Below are 20,215 nucleotides of genomic sequence, written 5' to 3'. Positions count from 1 at the left end.
CGCGTTGCCCCGGCGCAGCCCGCCGTCGCCGGCGGGCACGCAGGTTCATCCCACCCACACCCGCGCGTTGCGGAACATCCGCAGCCACGGCGAATCGTCCGGCCAGCCGGCCGGGTGCCAGCTGTGGTTGGCGCTGCGCGGGGTACGCTCCGGATGCGGCATCAGGATCGTTGCGCGGCCGTCGTCGCTGGTCAGGCCGGTGATGCCGTCGGGCGAGCCGTTCGGATTCAGCGGATACGTCGTCGCGACGGCGCCATCGCCGTCCACGTAACGCAGCGCCACGCGCGCAGCCGCCTGGTCGACCGCACCGGCGAACGACGCACGGCCTTCGCCATGCGCCACCGCGACCGGGATGCGCGAGCCGGCCATGCCGCGGAAGAACACCGACGGCGATTCCTGCACTTCCAGCAGCGCCACGCGCGCCTCGAACTGCTCGCTCTGGTTGCGCAGGAACTGCGGCCAGTGCTGCGCACCGGGGATGATGTCCTTCAGCTGGCTCATCATCTGGCAGCCGTTGCAGACGCCCAGCGAGAACGTGTCGGTCCGCGCGAAGAACGCCGCGAACGCGTCGCGCAGGGCTGAACGCTCGAGGATCGAGGTCGCCCAGCCGCGGCCCGCACCCAGTACGTCGCCGTAGCTGAAGCCGCCGCACGCGGCCAAGCCGCTGAAGCCATTCAGCGCAACGCGTCCACTGATCAGGTCGCTCATGTGCACGTCAAACGCGTCGAAGCCGGCGCGGGTGAACGCGGACGCCATCTCGATCTGGCCGTTGACGCCCTGCTCGCGCAGGATCGCGACCTTCGGCCGCTTGCCGGTGGCGATGAACGGGGCGGCGATATCGTCGCCGGCGTCGAAGGAGAGCTTCGGCTTCAGCCCGGTGCGGCCGAACTGGCGCGCGGTATCGCGCTCCTCGTCGGCGGCGTCCGGGTTGTCGCGCAGCTTCTGCATGGCGTGCGTGACCGACCACCAGGCATCGAACAGCTCCTCCCAGCGCCATTCCGCCAGCACGTCGCCGTCCTGCTGCACACGGATCGTCGACGCCGTGGTCGGGCGTGCGATGCGCTGTGCGCACTCGGTCAGCGCATGACGCTCGACCAGGTCGGCGAACGCCGCACGGTCCTCGTCGGCCACCTGCACCACCGCACCGAGCTCTTCGGCGAACAGCGTGCGGAAGGCGTCATCGCCCCAGCCGTCGAGGTTGATGTCCAGGCCGCGATGCGAGGCGAGCGCCATTTCGCACAGCGCCGCGAAGGCGCCACCGTCGCTGCGGTCGTGGTAGGCCAGCAACAGGCCGGCCTCGCGCGCATCGGCGATCAGGTGGAAGAAATCGCGCAGGCGCTGCGGATCGTCGAGGTCCGGCACGCTTTCGTCGCGATCGTCGCCTGCGAACGCCGGCCACGCACCGTCGCCGCCGGACTGTGGATACACCTGCGCCAGCACCGAACCGCCGAGGCGCTTCTTGCCGGCACCCAGACCGATCAGCCACAGCTCGCTGTCGTCCTCGCGCGACAGCAACGGCGTCAGCTGCTGGCGCACGTCGGTGACCGGCGCGAACGCACTGATGATGAGGGAGACGGGGGAGACGGATTTGTGCGTTTCGCCGGGAATGGGGAGTGGGGAATGGGGAATGGAGGAAGCGACATCTCCGGTGGCCGACGCTTCCTGCTCCTGCCCACTCCCGATTCCCGATTCCCGATTCCCGACCTGCCACTGCGCCTGCATCGACAGCGAGTCCTTGCCGACCGGAATGCTGATGTCCAGGTCCGGACACAGTTCCATGCCGACGGCCTTCACCGCATCGAACAGCAGCGCGTCTTCGCCCGGGTGGCCGGCAGCGGCCATCCAGTTGGCGGAGAGCTTCACCCGATGCAGCGACTCGACCGGCGCGGCGCACAGGTTGGTGATCGCTTCGCCGACCGCCATGCGGGCGGCTGCGGCGGCGTCCAGCAATGCCAGCGGCGTGCGTTCGCCGATCGCCATCGCTTCGCCGACGAAGCCTTCGTAGCCGCTCAGCGTGATGGCGCAGTCGGCCACCGGCATCTGCCACGGGCCGACCAGCTGGTCGCGCGCGGTCAGGCCGCCGACGCTGCGGTCGCCGATGGTGATGAGGAACTGTTTGGATGCGACGGTCGGATGCGCCAGCACGCGCAGGCCCGCTTCACGCAAGTCGAGTGCGGCGGTCTGCAACGCCGGCCACTGCGGCGCGACCGGATGCACGGTGTCGCGGTGCATCTTCGGGGCCTTGCCGAACAGCACGTCCATCGGCAGGTCGATCGGCGCATCGTCGGGAATGTTGCCGGGCGTGGCGCCATAGGCCACGACCAGATGCTCTTCCTTCGTCGCCACGCCGACGGCGGCGAACGGGCAGCGCTCGCGTTCGCACAGCGCGGCGAATTCGGCCAGCCGCGCCTGCGGCACGCCGAGCACGTAGCGCTCCTGCGATTCGTTGCACCACAGCTGCATCGGCGACAGCGAAGGATCGTCGCTGGGCACCTTGGCCAGGTCGATCACGCCGCCCACGCCGGAGTCGTGCAGCAGTTCGGGAATCGCGTTGGACAGGCCGCCCGCACCGACGTCATGGAACCAGAGGATCGGGTTGTCCGCGCCCATCGCCACGCAGCGGTCGATGACCTCCTGGCAGCGGCGCTCCATTTCCGGGTTGTCGCGCTGCACGCTGGCGAAATCGAGTTCCTCCGCGCTTTCGCCGGACGCCACCGAGCTGGCGGCACCACCGCCCAGGCCGATCAGCATCGCCGGGCCGCCGAGCACGATCACCGCGTCGCCGTCGGACAGCGTCCGCTTCTCCACCTGGATGCGGTCGATGGCGCCCAGACCACCGGCCAGCATGATCGGCTTGTCGTAGGCGCGCGTCAGGCCCGCGCCTTCCGGCAGTTCAAAGCTGCGGAAATAGCCGAGCAGGTTGGGTCGGCCGAACTCGTTGTTGAACGCGGCGCCGCCGAGCGGGCCGTCGAGCATGATCTCCAGCGCCGGCGCCATGCGCGGGTTCAGCGCGCGCGGCGCCTCCCACGGCTGCGGCAGCGTGGGAATGCGCAGGTGCGAGACCGAGAAGCCGGTCAGGCCGGCCTTCGGCTTGCCGCCGCGGCCGGTCGCGCCTTCGTCGCGGATCTCGCCGCCGGCACCGGTGCTGGCACCGGGGAATGGCGCGATCGCGGTCGGGTGGTTGTGCGTCTCGACCTTGATGCAGAACGCCGAATCCAGCGTCGCCTCGAGGCGGTACTGGCCGCTGCCGTCGGGACGGAAGCGCGCCGCAGGATAGCCTTCCACCACCGCGGCGTTGTCGCTGTACGCGCTGAGCGTGTGCTCCGGCGTCTGCGCGTGGGTGTGCTTGATCATCCGGAACAGGGAGCGGTCCTGGTCCTTGCCGTCGATGGTCCAGCTGGCGTTGAAGATCTTGTGGCGGCAATGCTCGGAATTCGCCTGCGCGAACATCATCAGCTCGACGTCCGACGGATCGCGGCCGAGTTCGGTGTAGCGCGTGCGCAGGTAGTCGATCTCGTCGTCGGCCAGGGCCAGGCCGAGGCGGCTGTTGGCGACTTCGAGCTGGACCAGCGGGATGCGTTCCAGTTCGCCGCGCGGCGGCGCGGTGAACAAGGCCGACGCCTGTTCGCGCGTGGCGAGCAGCGACTGCGTCATCGGGTCGTGCAGCGCCTTCGCCAGCGCCGGCTGGTCGTCATTCCAGCCCTCCAGATCGATGCGCAGGCCGCGCTCGACGCGCTTCACCGGCTGGCCGGCGCCGCGCAGCAGTTCGGTGGCCTTGCTCGCCCAGGGCGACAGCGTGCCCAGTCGCGGGGTGACGAAGCGCGACACCGCGCCGTCGGCCAGCGTCTCGTTCTGGTCGCCGGCCTGCAGGATGCGGCGCAGCGTGGCCAGGTCCGGCGTGGCGCCGGCCTCGGGTTCGATGAAGTAGACGTGCCAGGCGCCGCGGATGCGGACGCCCGAAGCAATCGACTGGAGCCTGGATTCGAGCCGCGCGCGGCGGAAGTGCGACAAGGCCGGTTGGCCTTCGAGGACGATCATGTCCGGAACCGTGGGGGCGTGCCGTCAGGACGGGGCCCGCTATTGTAGCGAAGCCGGCGCGGGGCCGGCTTCGTTGCGGTCAGGGAGCGGCGCCTGCGGCGGCGGCCGGGGCCTTTTTCGCGGCCAGTTCGTCCAGTTTGGCCCGCAGCGCGGTCGGCGGCAGGTAGCCGCCCAGCTGGATGCCTTCAGCCGAGAAGATCGCCGGGGTACCGCTCACGCCGACGCGCTGGCCGACGTCGAACTCCATGGTCACCGGGTTCTTGCAGTCGCGCGACGGGATCGACTTGCCGGCCTTGGCGTCGGTCAGCGCGCGCTTGCGGTCCGGGGCGCACCAGACCGAGATCATGTCCTTGTGGTCCTGGCTGCCCAGGCCCATGCGCGGGAACGCGAGGTATTCCACCGCGATGCCCTGGCGGTTGATCTCGGCGATCTCCTCGTGGAGCTTGCGGCAGTAGCCGCACTCGATGTCGGTGAACACGGTGACCGTGTACTTGGCGTTCGGCGGCGCGAACACGATCTTCTCGCCATGCGGGATGGTGGCGATGAGCTTGGTGCGGTACTGCGCCAGCGCAGCGCTGTTCTGCATCACGTCTTCCTGCTGCTGCAGGTCGATCACCGCGCCCTGCATCAGGTAACGGCCGTCGTCGCTGATGTACAGCAGCTGCCCGCCGGCGATCACCTCGCGGAAGCCCGGCAGCGGGGCCGCGCCGACATAATCGACCTGGGCACGCGGGTTGAGCTGCGCCACCGCGGAGCGCGCGCGCTCATCCGGCGTGGCGCCCTGTCCCGGCTTCAACTGGGGGGCCGGGGCCGGCGCGGCGGCGGCCTCCTGCTTGGCGGGCGGCTGCGGGGCCTGGGCGCAGGCAGTCAGGCTCAGGGCACCCAGCAGGGCGGCGGTGATCAGGCGAGGCATCAAGGGCATCCGGGAGTGGCCGCAGGGCGGCTGGCTGGCAGGAACAGGCCGCGATTCTGGCACAGGGCGGCGGCGGGGCGGCTTAACCGTGCGCCAGCGTGACATGGCTCACGCGCGCGGATGGTGCCGCCCATGCAGCTGTTTGAGGTGTTCGCGCGCGACCAGCGTGTAGATCTGGGTGGTCGACAGCGAGCTGTGCCCCAGCAGCAATTGCAGGGCCCGCAAGTCGGCGCCACGGTTCAGCAGGTGGGTGGCGAAGCTGTGCCGCAGCCCGTGCGGGCTGATGCGGACCGGATCGATCCCGGCCGCGGCGGCATAGCGCTTCACCAGGGCCCAGAACTGCTGCCGGGTCGGTGGCTCGGCGGTGGCACCGACGAACAGGAACGGGACGCTGCGCTTGCCTGCCAGCGCCGGCCGCGACTGCGCCAGATAGGTTTCCAGCCATTGCTGGGACTCCTCGCCCAACGGCACCAGCCGGTCCTTGCTGCCCTTGCCGGTGACCCGCAATACGCCCTGCCGAAGGTTGACCGCCGTCGCCGGCAGCGTGACCAGTTCGCTGACGCGCAGGCCGGCCGCGTACATCAACTCCAGCATGGCGCGGTCGCGCAGCCCTAGCGGCGAGGCGATGTCCGGTGCGGCCAGCAGTGCGTCGATCTCGGTTTCCGCCAGCGCCTTGGGCAGCGAGCGCGGCAGGCGCGGCGGCTCGAGCAGCGCCGTCGGGTCGTCGCGGCGCAGGCCGCGGCGCAGGCGATGGGCGAAGAAGGCACGCAGGGCGGACAGCAGGCGTGCATTGCTGCGTGGCGAATAGCCTTCGCGCGTGCGCCACGCCAGGTAGTCGAACAGCGCGGCACGATCCGCCGCCGCCAGGCCGCCCTCGCGACCGTTGCGCCAGCGCGCGAAGCCCTCCAGGTCGCGCCGGTAGCTGTCCAGGGTCGGTCGCGCGAGACCGCTTTCGGCCCAGATGGCGTCGAGGAAAGCCGCGATGTCCGCCGCGTCGGCATCCGGAACAGGTGGCAGGGCGATCGCCTGCTGGCGGCGATCGGCGGGCGTGCGGGCAGTCATGCGGGAAGCTTAGGCGATGCACCCGCTGCCGGGGTGCACCGGCGTCCTGTGGGAGCGACGTCAGTCGCGAAAAGAGGCCCCGCCGGATCGACCATCGCGACTGACGTCGCTCCCACAACACCAAGGGAGGTTGCCTGGGGTTAGCCGGTATCCTGTCGCGATGACGGAACCCGCCTCCACGCCCGAAAAACCCCGTGCCCTGATCGGCTGGCGCCTGCTCGCCCTGCTCTACGATGTCTGGCCGGTGCTGGCGATGTGGCTCGCCGTGGCCATTCCGTTCGTCCTCGTCGACGTGGTGATCAGCGACAACGTCCGCCACAACATCGAGCCCTACAGCCTGATGTGGTGGCTGCTGTGGAGCTGCTGCTGGGGCGCCGCCGGGTTGTACGCCACCTTCAGCTGGCTGCGTGGCGGACAGACCCTGGGCATGCGGCCATGGCGGTTGAAGGTGATCGCGGCCGACGGCGGCGCGCCGACGCTGGCCGCGTTGTGGCGCCGCTATGCACTGGCGACGCTGTCGATGCTGGCCGTGGGCCTGGGCTTCTGGTGGGCATGGCTGGACCGCGACCGGCTGGCCTTCCACGACCGCTTCAGCGGCACGCGCCTGGTGCGGCTGCCGAAGCGCCCGCGTTGAGGCCGCGCGGGTACCGATGAAAGGCATCAGCCACCTGACCTTCATCGTCCGCGATCTCGATCGCATGGCGACGTTCCTGTGCGAGGGTCTGGGCGCGCGGGAGGTGTACGACAGCGCGCATCGGAATTTCTCGCTGTCGCGCGAGAAATTCTTCGTCCTCGGAGACACCTGGCTGGCGGCCATGGAGGGCGAACCGCCTGCAGAGCGCTCGTACCAGCATGTCGCCTTTGCGGTAAGCGAGCCCGACCTATCCCGCTACCGGGACAGACTCGAGGCGCTTGGCGTCGAGATCCGCCCCCCGCGCGAACGCGTGGAGGGCGAGGGCCTGTCGCTGTACTTCTACGACTTCGACAATCATCTATTCGAGTTGCACACCGGCACGCTGGAGCAGCGGTTGGCGCGCTACGCGGACGGGCGATGAAGGCATCCAGGCAGTCCGGATGCGACCAGCGCCGGGCCATGCCCGTCCGCTGACCGATGCGTCAGCGGCTCCTGCGCCGGAACATCAGCCAGGAAATGCCCAGCAGGGCGAATGGCGGGATCGCGTAGGCGAGGCGGTAGTCGAGACGGAAGGCGCCGGCCAATCGCACGAACATCGTCTGCAGCACGTAGAAGCCGACCGCGAACACGATGCCGAGGAACAGCCGCTTGCCCATGCCGCCGCTGCGCAGGCTGCCGAAGGCGAACGGGATGGCGGCCAGGCACAGCGCCAGCACGTTGAGCGGATAGAACCAGCGCGCCCAGTACTGGTCCTCGTAGTCGCGCGCGTCCAGCCCGTTGCGCTTGCGGTAGTCGATGTTCTGGCTCAGCTCGTGGCTGGGCATGTTGCGTGCGCGTACCAGGCTGGACGACAGCACCGCCGCGTCCAGCTCCGACTCCCAGCGCTCGCCCAGCACCGTCGTCTGCACGGCGGAACGCTCCTTGAAGGTCGTACGGCGCACGTTCTTCAACAGCCAGTAGCCGTCCAGGTGTTCGGCAGTTGCCGCATGGGCGATCGACGCCAGCCGGCCGTCGTCGGCCAGCTCGTACATGCGCACGTCGCGCAGCTGCAGCGCCACCTTGCCGTCGGCCTGCGCCTTCTCTTCGCCACTCTGCGCGTACAGGAAGGTGTTGCCTTCGCGCGCCCACAGACCGGAGTAGCGGTCCATCGCGACGTTGCCGGTGCGCGCGGCCATCTTCAGCACATCGGCCTGACGCTGGCCCCAGGGCCCCAGCGTTTCGCCGCTGAACACCATCAGCACGGTCAGGATGCCCAGCGCCGCGGCGACCGACACGCTCAGGCGCAGGCGCGACAGGCCCAGCGCGCGCAGCGCGGTCAGTTCGGAACTGGCGGCCAGCTGGCCCAGGCCCATCAGCGAACCGATCACGGCCGCCGTGGGGAACATCGTGTAGGCACGGCGCGGCACGGTGTACAGCACCCACGCGACCGCATGGCCGAAGGTGTAGTTGCCTGTACCCAGATCGCCGATCTCGCCTGACAGCGCCATCACCACGTCCAGGCCGACGAGCACCGCCCAGGTCAGCAGCACGGTGACCAGAACGACCTGGCCCACGTACGTGTCGTGCAGGCGCGGCAACAGCCTCATGCGCGCCTCCGCGGCCGCGACAGCAGGCCGTCACGCAGATAGAACCAGAGGCCCGCCGCGAGCAGCGGCAAGGTCAGCCACCACAGCCCGGCCAGGCCCGGCAGCTTGCCGTCGGCCAGCAGCTGGGTGCCGTTGAACATCAGGCTGATGCCGACCAGATAGGCCAGGAAGCCCAGCATCACCCGTCCGTAGCGGGTCTGCCGCGGTGAACTGCGCGACAGCGGCAGCGTCAGCAGCGCGAACGCCAGCGCCAGCAGCGGCGGCGTCAGGCGCGCGTGCAACTGCGCGTTCGCATCCGGGCGTGGGTCGGCCAGCAGCTGCGGCGTGGTCAGCAGCTCGGGATCGTCCTTGTCCAGCGTGTCGGCGCGGTCCGGCAGCGCGACCTCGTTGGACTTGTAGCGGATCAGGCGGTAATCCAGCCCCGCACCATCGGGACCCTCGACCCGGAAGCCATCGTCCAGGCGCAGGTAGCGGTTGCGTTCGCCTTCGAAGAACATCTGCCCGGACTTGGCCGTCACCACGTCGATGCGGCCCTCGTTCGCACGATGCATGAACACCTTGCTGAGGCCGGTGCCGTCGGGCGACAGCGCGCTGACGTACACCACGGCACCGCTGGACAGCACGGTGAACTTGCCGGCATCCAGGCCCGACACCACCAAGCTGCGGTTGGCGTGTTCCAGCATGGTCTGCGCGGTGCGCAGCGCCCACGGGCCCAGCCACAGCGAGCATAGGCCGACCGCGATCACGACCGGCACCACCAGCATCATCAGCGGCCGCAGCAGGCGGCGCGGCCCGATGCCGGCCGCCGTCAGCACCGCCATTTCCGAATCCCGGTACAGGCGCGAGAACGCCAGCAGCAGGCCCAGCATCAGCGCCAGCGGGATGATGTAGGGCATGTAGTTGATGAACTGCAGGCCCAGTTGGGACAACAGCAGCCGCGCCGGCACCTTGCCGTCGGCCACGTCGCCCAGCAGGTCCGCCATCACGCCGCCCACGCTGACCATCAACAGGATGATCAGGGTGGCCAGGAAGCTCTGGGTGAATTCCCGGAAGAGGTAGCGGTCCAGCTTCGGCATCAGGGGGGCTTGATTTACAATCTCGGGCTTGTGCGCCGCATCTGCGGCGGCGGTCTCTGCGGTCCGGGATGGCATCCGCCACCTTCATCCGGCCCGCGATTGTACGTAACTGAACCGGGAATCTGATCAATGACGCTGGAATTCACCCTGAACCATGACGCCCCCGCCCAGGCCGGCGTCGACTGCGTCGTGGTAGGCGCCTACGCCGACAAGAGCCTGACCTCGGCCGGCCAGGCGGTGGACGCGGCCAGCGGTGGCAAGCTGTCGGCGCTGCTGCAGCGGGGCGACATCGGCGGCAAGACCGGCAAGACCACCCTGCTGCACGACCTGCCGGGCGTGACCGCGCCGCGCGTGCTGGTGGTGGGCCTGGGCGAAGCCGCCAAGTTCGGCGTGGCGCAGTACCTGAAGGCCATCGGCGATGCCGCACGGACCCTGAAGCTCGGCCCGGTCCGCAGCGCGCTGTTCACCCTCTCGGAAGTGACGGTCAAGGACCGCGACGCAGCGTGGAAGATCCGCCAGGCGGTGATCGCCGCCGACCACGCCTGCTACCGCTACACCGCCACGCTGGGCAAGAAGAAGAACGACGACCCGGGCCTGACGTCCTTCGCCGTCAGCGGCGACGATGAGCAGGCGCTGGCGCAGGGCATCGCGATCGCCGCCGGCGTGCAGGTCACCCGCGAACTCGGCAACCTGCCACCGAACATCTGCAACCCGGCCTACCTGGCCGAGCAGGCGCAGGCGTTCGCCTCGGAGAACGGCGCCGAAGCCGAGATCCTCGACGAGGCGCAGATGGAAGCGCTGGGCATGGGCTCGCTGCTGGCGGTCGCCCGCGGCTCGGTCAACCGCCCGCGCCTGATCGTCCTGAAGTGGAACGGTGCGACGGAGGCCGACGCCAAGCCCTACGTGCTGGTCGGCAAGGGCATCACCTTCGACACCGGCGGCGTCAACCTGAAGACGCAGGGCGGCATCGAGGAAATGAAGTACGACATGCTGGGCGCCGGCAGCGTCATCGGCACCTTCGTGGCCGCCGTGAAGATGAAGCTGCCGCTGAACCTGGTGGTGATCGTGCCGGCGGTGGAGAACGCCATCGACGGCAATGCCTATCGCCCGTCCGATGTCATCACCAGCATGTCCGGCAAGACCATCGAAGTGGGCAACACCGACGCCGAGGGCCGCCTGATCCTGTGCGATGCGCTGACTTACGCCGAGCGCTTCAAGCCGGCCGCGCTGGTCGACGTCGCCACGCTGACCGGCGCCTGCATCGTGGCGCTCGGCCGCTACGCCAGCGGCCTGATGAGCAAGCACGACGACCTCAGCAACGAGTTGCTGGGTGCAGGCGAGACGGTGTTCGACCGCGCCTGGCGCCTGCCGCTGTGGGACGAGTACCAGACGCAGCTGGAATCCAGCTTCGCCGACGTCTACAACATCGGCGGCCGCTGGGCCGGCGCGATCACGGCCGGCTGCTTCCTGGCCCGCTTCACCGAAGGCCAGCGCTGGGCGCACCTGGACATCGCCGGCGTCGCCAACGACGAAGGCAAGCGTGGCATGGCCACCGGTCGCCCGGTCGGCCTGCTGAGCCAGTGGTTGCTGGACCGCGCCGGTGGCGCGGCCGGGAATTGAGAATCGGGAACAGGGAATGGTGAGAAATATTCCTTCCGAACCATCGTCGGGATACGCCGAGATCGCTGCACCTCGCCTTTTCCATTCCCGATTCCCCATTCCCGATTCCCGACTCTCATGCGCGCCGACTTCTACCTGATCGCCAAGCCGCGGTTCCTCGAGGAACCGCTGAAGCTGGTCTGCGAACTGGCCCGCAAGGCCTACGACAGCAACCAGTGGACGCTGGTGCTGGCGCGCGATGCGGCGCAGGCGGAGGAACTGGACGAACTGCTGTGGGAGTTCGATCCGGACGCCTACATCCCGCACCAGATCGCCGGCGACGAAGAGGACGAGCTGACGCCCGTGCTGATCGCCACGCCCGATATCGATGTGCCGGCGCGGGCGCTGGTGATCAACCTGCGCGACGACGCCTTCACCGGCGCCTGCGAGCGCGTGCTGGAAGTGGTGCCGGCCGATCCGTCCGCACGCGAACCGCTGCGCGAGCGCTGGAAGCAGTACAAGGCGCGCGGCTTTGAAGTGAACAAGCACGACATGTAACACCCGTCATTCCAGCGAACGCTGGAATCCACCTTGCCGTTGCAGTGGCCTTGGACAAGGCAGCGCAAAGGCAAGATCAAGATGGATCCCGGCGTTCGCCGGGATGACGACCTCAGGAATTCTGGAACCCCATGACCGACCTCGCCTCCAGCTACGACCCGAAATCCTTCGAATCCCGCCTGTATGCGCAATGGGAGGCCGCCGGCTACTTCACGCCCAGCGGCAAAGGTGAGCCGTACACCGTGCTGCTGCCGCCGCCGAACGTCACCGGCACGCTGCACATGGGCCATGCGTTCCAGCACACGCTGATGGACGCGCTGGTGCGCTACCACCGCATGCGCGGCTACGACACGCTGTGGCAGATGGGCACCGACCACGCCGGCATCGCCACCGAGATGGTGGTCAGCCGCAACCTGGCACTGGAAGGCAACGGCGAGACCCGCGATTCGCTGGGCCGCGACGGCTTCATCGCCAAGGTCTGGGAATGGAAGGCACAGTCCGGCGACACCATCGAACGCCAGATGCGCCGCATGGGCGCGTCGGGCGACTGGTCGCGCAGCACCTTCACAATGGACGAGGACGCGTCGAGGGCGGTCATCGAGGCCTTCGTGCGCTGGCATGAGCAGGGCCTGATCTACCGCGGCCAGCGCCTGGTCAACTGGGACCCGGTGCTGAAGACGGCGATCTCCGACCTGGAAGTGGAAAACGTCGAGGAAGACGGCTTCCTGTGGTCGATCGAATACCCGCTCGCCGACGGCAGCGGTTCGCTGGTCGTGGCGACGACGCGCCCGGAAACCATGCTCGGCGATACCGCCGTGATGGTGCATCCGGAAGACGCGCGTTATGCGCACCTGATTGGCAAGGCGGTGAAGCTGCCGCTGACCGACCGCGAGATCCCGGTCATTGCCGACGACTACGTCGACCGCGAGTTCGGCACGGGCGTGGTAAAGGTCACTCCTGCGCACGATTTCAACGACTACCAGGTTTGGCAACGGCATGTCGAAAGCGGCGTTTTTGACGAGCTTCCGAGTCGTGGATTGATCAATATTCTTACGCCGACTGCGCGCATTGTCGGCGCCGCTGCGGATGATGTGGACAGCGCATCTGTGCTCGCGAAAACAGCAGTCGATGCGATCGAGAAGTCGTTGGCTAACCTGCCTATCGCCGACACGATTCCGGTCAAGTATCGCGGTCTGGACCGCTATGAAGCACGCAAAGTCGTGCTCGTGGACCTTGAAGACCTCGGCCTGCTGGTCGAGACCAAACCGCACAAGCTGCAGGTGCCACGCGGCGACCGGACGGGCCAGGTGATCGAGCCGTATCTGACCGACCAGTGGTTCGTGAAGATGGACGGCCTGGCCAAGCGCGGCCTGGAACTGGTCGAGTCCGGCGAGGTGAAGTTCGTGCCGCCGAACTGGATCAACACCTACCGTCACTGGATGGAGAACATCCAGGACTGGTGCATCAGCCGCCAGCTCTGGTGGGGACACCGCATCCCAGCCTGGTTCGATGCCGAGAACCAGTGTTATGTCGCACGAAGTGAAGGGGCTGCGCGGGAAACTTTTGGCGCCAAGGTAGCAGCACTGTCGGCAGAGCTTCTCGAACTCAAACTCTCTGAAGCCGACGATCTTTCGCCTGCCTCCACAGAGGCGCTGGAGCAGAGAATAGAGGCACTGAAGTCGCACGACCTTCGCCGCGACGAAGATGTACTGGAAACCTGGTTCTCCTCGCAGTTGTGGCCGTTCAGCACGATGGGCTGGCCGGATGCGGAGGCGATGAAGGAACGCGGCTTCGACCGCTACCTGCCGTCGTCGGTGCTGGTCACCGGTTTCGACATCATCTTCTTCTGGGTGGCCCGCATGGTCATGGCCACCGACAGCTTCGTCGGCCAGGTGCCGTTCCGCGACGTCTACATGACCGGCCTGATCCGCGACAAGGACGGCCAGAAGATGTCCAAGTCGAAGGGCAACGTGCTGGACCCGCTCGACATCATCGACGGCATCTCGCTGGAAGACCTGGTGGCCAAGCGCACCGGCGGCCTGATGCAGCCGAAGATGGCCGAGAAGATCGAGAAGGCGACGCGCAAGGAATTCCCGGACGGCATCGTGCCGCACGGCGCCGACGCGCTGCGCTTCACCATCGCCGCGCTGGCGACGCACGGCCGCGATATCAAGTTCGACATGGGCCGCGCCGAGGGCTACAAGAACTTCTGCAACAAGCTGTGGAACGCCACCCGCTTCGTGCTGATGAACACCGACGGTTTCTCCCTTCCCCCGCAAGCGGGGGAAGGTGCCCGACGGGCGGATGGGGGCAGCACGATGCCGAACCCGGTCACGGACGCTGAGAAGTGGATCCTCTCGCGCCTGGCCAAGGTCACCGCGGAGGCCGAAACCCAGTTCGCCGCCTACCGCTTCGACCTGCTGTCGCAGGCGCTGTACGAGTTCGCCTGGAACGAGTTCTGCGACTGGTTCGTCGAACTCGCCAAACCCGCGCTCAATGGCGACGACAAGGACGCGGCCGACAGCACGCGCCACACGCTGCTGTACGTGCTGGAATCGCTGCTGCGCCTGCTGCACCCGCTGACCCCGTTCGTCACCGAGGAACTGTGGCAGCAGGTCGCGCCGAAGCTCGGCATCGACGGCGACACCGTGTCGCTGCGTCCCTACCCGGTCGCCAGCGACTTCGCCGGCCAGGATTACGCGCAGGCCGATGCCGACGTCGAATGGCTGAAGACGATGGTCTCCACGCTGCGCCGCGTGCGCAGCGAACTCAACGTTTCGCCGGGCAAGACCGTCCGCCTGCTGCTGCAGGACGGCCACGACAAGGACCGCGCCCGCATCGCGCGCTTCACGTCGTCGCTGTCGTTCCTGCTGAAGCTCGACGACATCGCGTGGCTGGACGCCGGTGCCGATGCGCCCGTCTCCGCGGCCGCCGTGGTCGGCGAGCTGAAGCTGCTGGTACCGCTGGAAGGCCTGGTCGACCTGGACGCCGAGCGCGCGCGCCTGGACAAGGAGATCGCCCGCGTCGCCGGCGAGAAGGACAAGAGCGAAGCCAAGCTGGCCAAGTTCACCGACAAGGTGCCGCCGGCCGTCGTCGAGCAGGAGCGTCAGCGCCTGGTCGACTGGAGCAACCAGCTCGCCGCCCTGCACGGGCAGCGCGCGAAGCTCTGAACCGGCTGGAGACCCGTGTCCCGCCTCCGGTGGTGATGGCGCTGAGCGGCGCCATCGCCTGGGGCCTCGCGCAGGCATGGCCTTCGGCGCTCGTCGCCCTGCCGTCGTCGCTGCGCCTGATACTGGTCGCGTCGCTCACCGTGCTGGGACTGCTGTTGAATCTTTTGCCGAAGCTCGCATTCGGCCGGGCCAGCACGACGGTGAATCCACTTCGCCCGGCGTCGTCACGCGCATTGGTGACCACCGGACTGCATGGCGTATCACGCAACCCGATGTATCTGGGCCATGCGCTGCTGCTCGTTGCCTGGGCGTGCTGGCTGCGACATCCCGCCGCGTTGGTGGGGGTGCCGTTGTACATGGCGTATGTCACGCGATACCAGATCCTGCCGGAGGAGCGAGTGCTCTCGGCAACGTTCGGGACTGCGTACGACGCGTACCGGGCCCAAGTCCGTCGCTGGCTTTGATGCACGGAAGCCCGCGCTGTGTAACCGGCCCTTGCCGTCATCCCAGCGAACGCTGGGATCCACATTGACGTTGTCTCTGCAGTGCAGCCAGAAAAGCAGCGAGAAAAAATGAATTCCTGCGCTCGCGGGAACGACGGACAGACGCAGGGCTGATAGTTCTTCGTCATCCCGGCGAAGGCAGGGACCCATTGTCTTGGCTTTGAAGCAGCGACATCGCCGGATACCCGCCTTCGCCATTAGGACGGCTGCAGAATTCGCTGTGGGGGCTCCGAGGCGGGCCGGGGCCCGACCTACAGTGGCGGCATCGTGGTGATGTCGTCGGCGACCAGTTCGATCGCCATCACCAGCGCGTCCTCGCGACCGTCCTTCGCCGGGTAGTAGCGCGGGCGGCGGCCGATCTCGTTGAAGCCTTCGCTGTGGTACAGCACGATCGCGCCCGGGTTGGACGGACGCACTTCCAGGAACACGCGTTGCACGCGGTGGTCGCGCGCGATCTTCACCAGCGCACGCAGCAGATGGCGACCCAGACCGCGGCCCTGTCGCTCGGGCGCGATGCAGATGTTCAACACGTGCGCTTCATCGGCGGCGATGCTCAGCAAGCCGTAGCCGATCACCAGGCCGTGCTCGGTCATGACCCACGACGGGTAACCGGCCTTCAGGCAGTCCTTGAAGATGCCGCGCGTCCACGGGAACGGATACGCGCGCTGCTCGATGGCCATCACCGCGTCGAGGTCGCCCTCGCGCATCGGCCGCAGGCTGGACGTGGACACCGGTGAGGCCTCGACGCCCAGCGCGCTCATGTCGGCATGCCCCGCCGCAACCTGCGCAGGGTCGGCCACAGCGCGCGTTTGGCAGCCGGGTTGCCACGCAGGTCGGCCGAACTGGGCCATTGCGCGAACAGCTCCGCGGCGCCGGGCGCATTCGGATTGCAGCCCGAGGCGCGGATCAGCGCGAAATGCAGGCGGTCGGGCAGCTTCGCACCGCCGGTCCGCGGCGCCGGCGCTGCTCGCCGCGCGGGCGGCGCCGTGTCAATGGCGTCGCGGGCAGGCGGACGAGCGCGCGGTGCAAGGGAAGCAGGTGCCGGCGCAGGCGTCTCTTCACGTACGGCAGGGGCCTCCGCGACCACCGGCGCGCCTGCCTCGGTCGGCCAATCGGCCGGCAGGTAGACGGCATGGCCCAGCGCACGCAGCCAACCTTGCTGCTCGGCCGACCACAGCCGGTCCGCCGCCAGGCTCACGCCGCGGCGTCCTTCTGCCGGCGCAGGCGCTGCCACAGCCAGTAACCGGGGCCCGACAGCGCGTACACCACACCCACCGCGAACAGCGTCCGCGGCAGATCGATGAAGAGGATCGCCAGCACCAGCGGCACCAGCGCCAGCACAACGAACGGGATGCGGTCGGCCTTCGCTCCGCCCTCGCCCGTGCCCTTGAAACTCCAGAAGCGGATGCGGCTGACCATCAGCAGCGCGGCGACCAGCGTGACCGCCAGCGCGACGTAGCGCAGTTCCTCGCCGGTCCAGCCCAGTTCACCGTCCGCGAACGCCCAGACGAAGGACATCATCAGGCCCGCCGCCGCCGGGCTGGCCAGGCCGACGAACCAGCGCTTGTCCACCGTGCCCACCTGGGTATTGAAGCGCGCCAGCCGCAGCGCCGCGCAGGCCGCGTACAGGAACGCCACCACCCAGCCGACCCGTCCCATCACCGTGCTGTCGAACTTCAGCGCCGACAGCGACCAGTGGTACATCACCAGCGATGGCGCAAGGCCGAAACTGACCAGGTCGGCCAGCGAGTCGTACTGCACGCCGAACTCGCTGCTGGTGCCGGTCAGCCGCGCCACGCGGCCGTCGATGCCGTCCATCAGCCCCGCCACGAACACCGCGATGGCGGCATTGACGAACTGGCCGTTGGCGGCGGCGATGATCGCGAAGAACCCCGCGAACAGGCCGGCGGTGGTGAACAGGTTGGGCAACAGGTAGATCCCGCGCGAGCGCGGGGGCGGCTTGATTTCGTTCATGGGTCGCAGTTTAGCCCAGCGCTCCCCCGGCCGGCTTGCCTGCGCGCCCGGGGGATGCTGCAATCGGGTCTCCCGCGATCCGGAGCTTCCCATGCGCCTCCTGTCCTGCCTTGCCGTGCTGGCGCTCTGCCTGGCGACCGCCGCCACCGTACAGGCCCAGCAGGTCTACCAGTGGAAGGACAAGAACGGCGTGACGCACTACTCGGACAGCCCGCCGCCCAACCAGACCGTGCAGAACCGGCGCATCAACCAGTACGGGGCCGCGGCCGCGGAGGTCGCCCAGCCCGCAGGCAAGCCGGTCGACAACCCGCAGTGCGCCAGCGCGCGCGCCAACCTGCAGATCCTCGGCGCCACCAAGGGTCCCATCCAGCAGGACACCGATGGCGACGGCAAGCCTGACACGGTGCTGGACGACACCGGCCGCGAGAACCAGCGCAACCTCGCCGAGGCCGCGGTAAAGGCCTACTGCACGTCCGCCGGCACCTGATCGCACCGGATGCGCGCCTGGCCGGCGATCGTGGCAGGCGTCGCGCTGGGCGTCGGCACCGCCTGGTGGCTGTCCCGCGAATCGCCCGACACCACCGCACGCAAGCAGGCCGCTGCAGAACAGGCCGCCGCCGCGCAGGCCCGTGATGCCCGCCCATCGCTGTACCGCTGGCGCGACGACGCCGGCGTGCTGCAGATCACCGAGCAGCCGCCGAAGGGGCGCCGCTACGAGCGCATCGACCGTGATACCCCCAGCGGCATCCGCGTGAGCGGCGATGCGGCACCCGCCGACACGGATTGACCCTCGCCCGCCCCGCCCGCGGCCAAGGCTGGCAAAATAGCCGATTCGTCCCTCCCGGATCCCCATGCCGATGCGTCTGTCGCAGTTCCACCTCCGCACCACCAAGGAAACCCCGGCCGACGCCGAACTGGTCAGCCACCAGCTGATGCTGCGCGCCGGCATGATCCGCAAGCTGGCCGCCGGCCTGTACAGCTGGTCGCCGCTGGGCCTGCGCGTGCTGCGCAAGGTGGAGACGGTCGTGCGCGAGGAAATGGACAACGCCGGCGCGATCGAGATGATCATGCCGACCATCCAGCCGCGCGAGCTGTGGGAAGAGACCGGCCGCTGGGAGAAGTTCGGCGGCCAGTTGCTGAAGATCACCGACCGCAAGGAACAGCAGTTCTGCTACAGCCCCACCGCAGAGGAAGCCGTCACCGACTTCGCGCGTCAGGAGCTGTCCAGCTACAAGCAGCTGCCGGTCAACTTCTACCAGATCCAGACCAAGTTCCGTGACGAGATCCGTCCGCGCTTCGGCGTGATGCGCGCGCGAGAGTTCGTGATGAAGGACGCCTACTCCTTCCACATCACCGACGAGGATCTCGCCCGCGAGTACCGCAACATGCATGCGGCGTACACGCGCATCTTCACCCGCCTTGGCCTGGACTTCCGCGCGGTGCAGGCCGACAGCGGCGCCATCGGCGGCGATGCCTCGCAGGAATTCCACGTGCTGGCCGAGTCCGGCGAGGATTCCATCGCGTTCTCCACCGGCTCGGATTACGCCGCCAACGTCGAAAAGGCGCAGGCCGCCGAGCCCGCCCCGCGCGGCGCGGCCACCGAAGCCATGACCAAGGTCGCCACGCCCACGCAGAAGACCTGCGAGGACGTCGCGGTGCTGCTCGGCCTCCCGCTGCAGCGCACGGTCAAGTCGGTCGCGGTGATGACGGAGGCGGGCTTCGTGCTCGCGCTCGTGCGCGGCGACCACGCGGTCAACGAGATCAAGCTTGGCAAGGTCGCCGGCATGGCCGACTACCGCCTGGCGACGGAAGCGGAAATCCTCACGCACCTGGGCAGCGAGCCCGGTTTCCTCGGCCCCATCGGCGCGAAGCAGGCGATCCGCGTGGTCGCCGACCGCGACGTGGCGGCGATGGCGGATTTCGTCGTCGGTGCCAACGAGGCCGGTTTCCACCTCACCGGCGTCAACTGGAGCCGAGACCTGCCCGAACCGGAGACCGTGGCCGACATCCGGAATGTGATCGAAGGCGACAAGGCCGCCGATGGCGGCGAGATCCGTATCGTGCGCGGCATCGAGGTGGGCCACGTGTTCCAGCTCGGCCGCAAGTACAGCGAGGCGATGAAGTTCACCGTGCTGGACGAAACCGGCAAGGCCGCCGCGCCCGCGATGGGGTGCTACGGCATCGGCGTGTCGCGCATCGTCGCGGCGGCCATCGAGCAGAACCACGACGCCAACGGCATCATCTGGCCCGTGCCGATGGCGCCGTGGACGGTCGCCGTGTGCATGATCAATCCGAAGAACGACGCGGCGGTGAATGCCGCCGCCGAGCAGTTGCTGGGGGAATTGCAGTCCGCGGGCATCGAAGCGGTACTGGACGACCGTGGCCTGCGGCCCGGTGCGATGTTCGCCGACATCGAACTGATCGGCATCCCGCACCGCGTCGTCGTTTCGGAGCGCGGCCTGGCGGCGGGGACGTTCGAATACCGCGCGCGTCGTGCGACCGAGGCCGAGAATATCGGCCGCGACGAATTGCTCGCTCGACTGCGCGGCTGATGTCGCATGCTGAAGCGTGGGCGCGGTCGCGCGCTTACGCAGCGTGACGATTTGTACCGCGATTAACTCGTCATTATCATCGGGACTCTGCCAAGGACGGGCCTTTCCCTTCCTGACTGGAGATAGTTGATGTCGATCGACCTGCGTAACCTGTCCGCCAAGGAACTTGGCGCCCTGATTGCCAAGGCCAAGGAACAGCAGACCAAGCTGGCCAAGCGCACGCCCATCGCCACGGTGCGCGGCAAGATCACCAAGTTCGCCAAGGCCGAGGGCTACACGCTGGACGAGCTGTTCGGCACGCCCGGTACGCGCAGCGCGAAGGCGCCGGCGACCAAGCCGGGTCCGCGCGCCGGCAAGAAGCTCGGCAAGGTGGCGCCGAAGTACCGCAACCCGGCCAACCCGAAGGAAACCTGGACCGGCCGCGGCAAGCACCCGCGCTGGATGGCGGCCCTGATCGCGAAGGGCAAGAAGGCCGACGACTTCCTGATCAGGAAGAAGTAATCGCCGACGAACGACACGAAAACGGGAGGCCAGGCCTCCCGTTTTCTTT

At 68.3% G+C, this 20,215-nt stretch carries 17 protein-coding genes and 1 pseudogene; 10 read left to right on the top strand and 8 right to left on the bottom strand.

What is annotated here, in order from left to right; genetic code table 11:
• Positions 1–45 precede the first annotated feature (45 nt).
• The 3 genes from purL to xerD form a co-directional block, all read right to left on the bottom strand.
• A complete protein-coding gene (gene purL / locus ACGHX3_RS03740; RefSeq protein WP_394696441.1) occupies positions 46–4,038 on the bottom strand; it encodes a phosphoribosylformylglycinamidine synthase in 3,993 nt (1,330 codons plus the stop codon).
• A 79-nt stretch (positions 4,039–4,117) separates the two neighbouring features.
• The gene (locus ACGHX3_RS03735; protein WP_162336938.1) at positions 4,118–4,951 is read right to left on the bottom strand and encodes a DsbC family protein; all 834 of its coding nucleotides are present in this window, start codon (positions 4,949–4,951) and stop codon (positions 4,118–4,120) included.
• A gap of 108 nt (positions 4,952–5,059) precedes the next feature.
• Positions 5,060–6,013, bottom strand: a complete 954-nt coding sequence (xerD, locus tag ACGHX3_RS03730) for a site-specific tyrosine recombinase XerD (RefSeq protein ID WP_394696440.1) — start codon at positions 6,011–6,013, stop codon at positions 5,060–5,062.
• Between the two features lie 160 nt (positions 6,014–6,173).
• Between xerD and ACGHX3_RS03725 the strand changes: the two genes are divergently transcribed.
• Together ACGHX3_RS03725 and fosX are read left to right on the top strand one after the other, a co-directional pair.
• Complete coding sequence (locus ACGHX3_RS03725) at positions 6,174–6,647, top strand: RDD family protein (protein WP_394696439.1); 474 nt, start codon at positions 6,174–6,176, stop codon at positions 6,645–6,647.
• Positions 6,648–6,663: 16 nt separating this feature from the next.
• Positions 6,664–7,068, top strand: a complete 405-nt coding sequence (gene fosX, locus ACGHX3_RS03720; RefSeq protein WP_394696438.1) for a FosX/FosE/FosI family fosfomycin resistance hydrolase — start codon at positions 6,664–6,666, stop codon at positions 7,066–7,068.
• 61 nt (positions 7,069–7,129) lie between these two features.
• Here fosX and lptG read toward each other — a convergent pair whose 3' ends face one another.
• Both lptG and lptF read right to left on the bottom strand, forming a co-directional pair.
• The gene (lptG, locus tag ACGHX3_RS03715) at positions 7,130–8,233 is read right to left on the bottom strand and encodes an LPS export ABC transporter permease LptG (RefSeq protein WP_313929271.1); all 1,104 of its coding nucleotides are present in this window, start codon (positions 8,231–8,233) and stop codon (positions 7,130–7,132) included.
• Positions 8,230–9,309, bottom strand: a complete 1,080-nt coding sequence (gene lptF, locus ACGHX3_RS03710; RefSeq protein ID WP_213601041.1) for an LPS export ABC transporter permease LptF — start codon at positions 9,307–9,309, stop codon at positions 8,230–8,232. Before lptF ends, lptG begins: the two co-directional genes overlap by 4 nt.
• A 129-nt stretch (positions 9,310–9,438) precedes the next feature.
• On the opposite strand from lptF, the gene ACGHX3_RS03705 reads away from it, so the two are divergent.
• The 4 genes from ACGHX3_RS03705 (at position 9,439) to ACGHX3_RS03690 (ending at position 15,100) form a co-directional block, all read left to right on the top strand.
• Positions 9,439–10,929, top strand: coding sequence for a leucyl aminopeptidase (locus ACGHX3_RS03705; protein WP_394696437.1), 1,491 nt, complete (start codon positions 9,439–9,441; stop codon positions 10,927–10,929).
• A 117-nt stretch (positions 10,930–11,046) separates the two neighbouring features.
• Positions 11,047–11,466 (top strand): DNA polymerase III subunit chi, encoded by a 420-nt coding sequence (locus ACGHX3_RS03700; RefSeq protein ID WP_162336945.1) that lies wholly within the window; start codon positions 11,047–11,049, stop codon positions 11,464–11,466.
• A gap of 131 nt (positions 11,467–11,597) precedes the next feature.
• Positions 11,598–14,636 carry a valine--tRNA ligase gene (locus ACGHX3_RS03695; RefSeq protein ID WP_394696436.1) on the top strand — a complete coding sequence of 1,013 codons (3,039 nt, stop codon included), beginning with the start codon at positions 11,598–11,600 and terminating at the stop codon, positions 14,634–14,636.
• Between the two features lie 35 nt (positions 14,637–14,671).
• Positions 14,672–15,100, top strand: a complete 429-nt coding sequence (locus ACGHX3_RS03690) for a methyltransferase family protein (RefSeq protein ID WP_394697232.1) — start codon at positions 14,672–14,674, stop codon at positions 15,098–15,100.
• A 290-nt stretch (positions 15,101–15,390) separates the two neighbouring features.
• On the opposite strand, the gene rimI is transcribed toward ACGHX3_RS03690, so the two are convergent.
• From rimI to pssA, 3 genes are read right to left on the bottom strand one after another with little or no spacing between them, the layout of a single operon-like run.
• Positions 15,391–15,900 carry a ribosomal protein S18-alanine N-acetyltransferase gene (rimI, locus tag ACGHX3_RS03685; protein ID WP_394696435.1) on the bottom strand — a complete coding sequence of 170 codons (510 nt, stop codon included), beginning with the start codon at positions 15,898–15,900 and terminating at the stop codon, positions 15,391–15,393.
• Entirely contained in the window at positions 15,897–16,331 is a 435-nt protein-coding gene (locus tag ACGHX3_RS03680; RefSeq protein ID WP_394697231.1) for an alanine acetyltransferase, read from the bottom strand. The genes rimI and ACGHX3_RS03680 overlap by 4 nt, the downstream gene beginning before the upstream one ends.
• Before the next feature lie 2 nt (positions 16,332–16,333).
• Entirely contained in the window at positions 16,334–17,113 is a 780-nt protein-coding gene (gene pssA, locus ACGHX3_RS03675; protein ID WP_162336951.1) for a CDP-diacylglycerol--serine O-phosphatidyltransferase, read from the bottom strand.
• 91 nt (positions 17,114–17,204) lie between these two features.
• On the opposite strand from pssA, the gene ACGHX3_RS03670 reads away from it, so the two are divergent.
• The 4 genes and pseudogenes from ACGHX3_RS03670 to ACGHX3_RS03655 form a co-directional block, all read left to right on the top strand.
• Positions 17,205–17,600 carry a DUF4124 domain-containing protein gene (locus ACGHX3_RS03670; protein WP_213601051.1) on the top strand — a complete coding sequence of 132 codons (396 nt, stop codon included), beginning with the start codon at positions 17,205–17,207 and terminating at the stop codon, positions 17,598–17,600.
• 9 nt (positions 17,601–17,609) lie between these two features.
• The gene (locus tag ACGHX3_RS03665) at positions 17,610–17,900 is read left to right on the top strand and encodes a DUF4124 domain-containing protein (RefSeq protein ID WP_313929267.1); all 291 of its coding nucleotides are present in this window, start codon (positions 17,610–17,612) and stop codon (positions 17,898–17,900) included.
• 70 nt (positions 17,901–17,970) lie between these two features.
• Positions 17,971–19,665, top strand: coding sequence for a proline--tRNA ligase (locus ACGHX3_RS03660; RefSeq protein WP_394697230.1), 1,695 nt, complete (start codon positions 17,971–17,973; stop codon positions 19,663–19,665).
• Positions 19,666–19,794: 129 nt separating this feature from the next.
• A pseudogene (locus tag ACGHX3_RS03655) lies at positions 19,795–20,160 on the top strand (H-NS family nucleoid-associated regulatory protein); the annotation flags it as partial.
• Between the last annotated feature and the right edge of the window lie 55 nt (positions 20,161–20,215).

The sequence above is a fragment of the Pseudoxanthomonas japonensis genome, assembly GCF_043632995.1.
In the GTDB taxonomy this organism is placed as follows: Bacteria; Pseudomonadota; Gammaproteobacteria; order Xanthomonadales; family Xanthomonadaceae; genus Pseudoxanthomonas_A; species Pseudoxanthomonas_A japonensis.
Note: the sequence above shows the minus strand (reverse complement) of the source record. Positions and strands in the feature narration are given on the sequence as shown.

What these genes read in the sequence shown, in the direction of transcription:
- purL (WP_394696441.1), bottom strand. Translation starts at nt 4,038, where the DNA reads ATGATCGTCCTCGAAGGCCAACCGGCCTTGTCGCACTTCCGCCGCGCG.
- ACGHX3_RS03735 (WP_162336938.1), bottom strand. Translation starts at nt 4,951, where the DNA reads ATGCCTCGCCTGATCACCGCCGCCCTGCTGGGTGCCCTGAGCCTGACT.
- xerD (WP_394696440.1), bottom strand. Translation starts at nt 6,013, where the DNA reads ATGACTGCCCGCACGCCCGCCGATCGCCGCCAGCAGGCGATCGCCCTG.
- ACGHX3_RS03725 (WP_394696439.1), top strand. Translation starts at nt 6,174, where the DNA reads ATGACGGAACCCGCCTCCACGCCCGAAAAACCCCGTGCCCTGATCGGC.
- fosX (WP_394696438.1), top strand. Translation starts at nt 6,664, where the DNA reads ATGAAAGGCATCAGCCACCTGACCTTCATCGTCCGCGATCTCGATCGC.
- lptG (WP_313929271.1), bottom strand. Translation starts at nt 8,233, where the DNA reads ATGAGGCTGTTGCCGCGCCTGCACGACACGTACGTGGGCCAGGTCGTT.
- lptF (WP_213601041.1), bottom strand. Translation starts at nt 9,309, where the DNA reads ATGCCGAAGCTGGACCGCTACCTCTTCCGGGAATTCACCCAGAGCTTC.
- ACGHX3_RS03705 (WP_394696437.1), top strand. Translation starts at nt 9,439, where the DNA reads ATGACGCTGGAATTCACCCTGAACCATGACGCCCCCGCCCAGGCCGGC.
- ACGHX3_RS03700 (WP_162336945.1), top strand. Translation starts at nt 11,047, where the DNA reads ATGCGCGCCGACTTCTACCTGATCGCCAAGCCGCGGTTCCTCGAGGAA.
- ACGHX3_RS03695 (WP_394696436.1), top strand. Translation starts at nt 11,598, where the DNA reads ATGACCGACCTCGCCTCCAGCTACGACCCGAAATCCTTCGAATCCCGC.
- ACGHX3_RS03690 (WP_394697232.1), top strand. Translation starts at nt 14,672, where the DNA reads ATGGCGCTGAGCGGCGCCATCGCCTGGGGCCTCGCGCAGGCATGGCCT.
- rimI (WP_394696435.1), bottom strand. Translation starts at nt 15,900, where the DNA reads ATGAGCGCGCTGGGCGTCGAGGCCTCACCGGTGTCCACGTCCAGCCTG.
- pssA (WP_162336951.1), bottom strand. Translation starts at nt 17,113, where the DNA reads ATGAACGAAATCAAGCCGCCCCCGCGCTCGCGCGGGATCTACCTGTTG.
- ACGHX3_RS03670 (WP_213601051.1), top strand. Translation starts at nt 17,205, where the DNA reads ATGCGCCTCCTGTCCTGCCTTGCCGTGCTGGCGCTCTGCCTGGCGACC.
- ACGHX3_RS03665 (WP_313929267.1), top strand. Translation starts at nt 17,610, where the DNA reads ATGCGCGCCTGGCCGGCGATCGTGGCAGGCGTCGCGCTGGGCGTCGGC.
- ACGHX3_RS03660 (WP_394697230.1), top strand. Translation starts at nt 17,971, where the DNA reads ATGCGTCTGTCGCAGTTCCACCTCCGCACCACCAAGGAAACCCCGGCC.